This is a genomic window from Methanobrevibacter sp. (assembly GCF_045636185.1).
GTDB lineage: Archaea > Methanobacteriota > Methanobacteria > Methanobacteriales > Methanobacteriaceae > Methanocatella.
On sequence record NZ_JAZTXC010000009.1, the window covers coordinates 1 to 2,358 of the forward strand.

The window sequence follows — 2,358 nt, forward strand, 5'->3', positions numbered from 1 at the left end:
GGTAAAAGATGGCATGCTCTTAAAGCTAAAGGTAAAAAATGTATGACTGTTAGAGGAGTAGCAATGAACGCAGTAGATCACCCTCACGGGGGAGGTAACAGACAACATCCTGGTCGTCCTACTACTATTTCAAGACATGCACCACCGGGAAGAAAAGTTGGTTCAATTGCAGCTAGAAGAACTGGATTAAAAAGATAGATAGAGGGTGTTTCATTGGCAAGAAAAGTATTTAAATATAAAGGTTATACTCTTGAAGAATTACAAGAAATGTCTTTAGAGGAAGTTATGAAATTATATCCTGCAAGACAAAGAAGATCTTTAAAAAGAGGATTCTTACCAAGACAACAAAAAGTTTTGGATAAAATGAGAAAATTGAATAAAGAAGGAACTAAAGATGGTCGTCCTGTAGTTGTAAGGACCCATTGTAGAGACATGATTGTTTTACCTGAAATGGTTGGAACCACTTTCGGTATTTATGATGGTCATAACTTTGTAGAAGTAAAAATTACTCCTGAAATGTTAGGTCATTACTTTGGTGAATATGCACCAACTAGACAAAGAGTTCAACATGGGGACCCTGGTATGGGAGCTACAAGATCATCAATGTTTGTACCACTTAAATAAGGAGATTAGATCATGGCTAATAATAAATATGCTTATAATAAAGATGTTGACGAAGCAAAAACTGCACGTGCTATGGCAAAATCTCTCAAGATTTCCCCAAAACACTGTGTTGAAATTTGTAACGCAATAAGAGGAATGGAAGTAGCTAAAGCTAAAACTTATTTAGAAGATGTTATTGAAATGAAAAAATCTGTTCCTTTCAAAAGACACAACAGAGGTGTCGGACACAGGAAAGGACAAGAAGGATGGGCTAGTGGTAGATACCCTGTAAAAGCAGCAGAACAAGTATTAAAAGTTTTAGAAAATGCTGAAGCTAATGCTGAATACAAAGGTATGGATACTGAAAAGTTATTCATTGATCATATTTCAAGCCACAGAGGTATTATTATTAGAGGTTACATCCCTAGAGCATTCGGTAGAATGACTCCGTTCAATACACCTACAACTCACATTCAAATAGTTTTACAGGAGGCTAACTAATGATAGAAAAAGATTTTGTCACAGAGGGCCTTAGAAGAACCAGAATTGACGAATACTTAGAAAAAGAACTTGAAAGAGCAGGATACGGTGGTATGGATGTTCAAATTACTCCTTTAGGTACTATGGTTATCGTTTATGCTGAAAGACCAGGTATGGTTATTGGTAGAGGAGGAAAAAATGTTAGATCTATTACCAACACTCTTAAAAACGAATTTGGATTAGACAATCCTCAAATCGAAGTTAAAGAAGTTGCTGTTCCTGAACTTAACCCTAAAATCATGGCTTATAAAATAGCTAACATGTTACAAAGAGGTATGCACTTCAGAAGAGTTGCTTACTCCACTATTCGTAGAATTATGGGAGCAGGAGCTCAGGGTGTAGAAGTTACTATTTCTGGTAAAATCAGAGGTTCAAGATCTGCTGTAGCTAAATTCGTTGAAGGATACATTAAAAAATGTGGTGAACCTTCAATCAGATTAGTTGAAGAAGGTTTTGCAACCGTTCAATTAAAACCTGGTGTATTAGGTATTTATGTAAGAATTATGCCTCCAGAAACTGTATTACCTGATTCCGTTGAAATTCTTCCTCCAAAAATAATCATCGAAGAAGATGATGGTGAAGTTATTGAAGAAGAAATCGATGTTGAAACCGAAGAAATCATCGAAGAGGAAGAAATCGTCGAAGAAATCGAAGATTTAGAGGAATTAGAAGAAGTTGTGGAAGAAGTTGTCGAAGAAGAAGCTACTGAAGAAGTAGAAGAAGATGATAGTTAAATATTAAATTTAATTATCTTAAAAGAGTTGGAACAATGGCGATTTTAAGAAGTAAAGAAATTTGGGACATGGAAGTTGATGAGATTCAAGAAAAATTAGTTGAACTCAGAACTGAATTATCCAAAAATGTTTCTAAAAGTGCAGCTGCCGGGGTTAATGAAAACCCTGGAAAAATTAGAGAATTAAAAAGAACAATTGCTCGTGTTCTTACAATATTGAATGAAAAACAGAAGGAGAATTAAATGTCAAAAATCTGTGATGTATGTGGGCTTCCTGAGGAACTTTGTGTTTGTGAAGAAATTAGACGTGAAGTTCAAGCTGTAAAAGTTTTTACAGTTAGAAGAAGATTTGGAAAACTCATGACTATTATCGAAGGTATCGATGAACATGAAATTGATATCAAAGATCTTACTAAGACTCTTAAAGCAAAATGTGCTTGTGGTGGAACCGCTAAGAATAGCCAAATAGAACTTCAAGGTGA

Annotated in this window: 5 protein-coding genes and 1 pseudogene; all 6 read left to right on the forward strand. The window is 35.1% G+C overall.

The features are described 5' to 3' along the window. A pseudogene (gene rpl2p, locus ACKI3Q_RS00720) lies at positions 1–198 on the forward strand (50S ribosomal protein L2); the annotation flags it as partial. A 15-nt stretch (positions 199–213) separates the two neighbouring features. Then, positions 214–624, forward strand: coding sequence for a 30S ribosomal protein S19 (gene rpsS, locus ACKI3Q_RS00725; RefSeq protein ID WP_407413319.1), 411 nt, complete (start codon positions 214–216; stop codon positions 622–624). A 12-nt stretch (positions 625–636) separates the two neighbouring features. Beyond that, positions 637–1,104: a 50S ribosomal protein L22 gene (locus tag ACKI3Q_RS00730; RefSeq protein WP_407413321.1), complete on the forward strand. Its 468-nt coding sequence runs from the start codon at positions 637–639 to the stop codon at positions 1,102–1,104. Continuing rightward, the gene (locus ACKI3Q_RS00735) at positions 1,104–1,877 is read left to right on the forward strand and encodes a 30S ribosomal protein S3 (RefSeq protein WP_407413323.1); all 774 of its coding nucleotides are present in this window, start codon (positions 1,104–1,106) and stop codon (positions 1,875–1,877) included. Before ACKI3Q_RS00730 ends, ACKI3Q_RS00735 begins: the two co-directional genes overlap by 1 nt. A 35-nt stretch (positions 1,878–1,912) precedes the next feature. Beyond that, positions 1,913–2,119 carry a 50S ribosomal protein L29 gene (rpmC, locus tag ACKI3Q_RS00740; RefSeq protein WP_058739681.1) on the forward strand — a complete coding sequence of 69 codons (207 nt, stop codon included), beginning with the start codon at positions 1,913–1,915 and terminating at the stop codon, positions 2,117–2,119. Beyond that, a partial coding sequence (gene yciH, locus ACKI3Q_RS00745) for a stress response translation initiation inhibitor YciH (RefSeq protein WP_407413325.1) occupies positions 2,120–2,358 on the forward strand: 239 nt, incomplete at its 3' end.

Excerpts from the sequence above, each read along its gene's own strand:
- ACKI3Q_RS00735 (WP_407413323.1), top strand. The coding sequence starts at position 1,104 with ATGATAGAAAAAGATTTTGTCACAGAGGGCCTTAGAAGAACCAGAATT.
- rpmC (WP_058739681.1), top strand. The coding sequence starts at position 1,913 with ATGGCGATTTTAAGAAGTAAAGAAATTTGGGACATGGAAGTTGATGAG.
- ACKI3Q_RS00730 (WP_407413321.1), top strand. The coding sequence starts at position 637 with ATGGCTAATAATAAATATGCTTATAATAAAGATGTTGACGAAGCAAAA.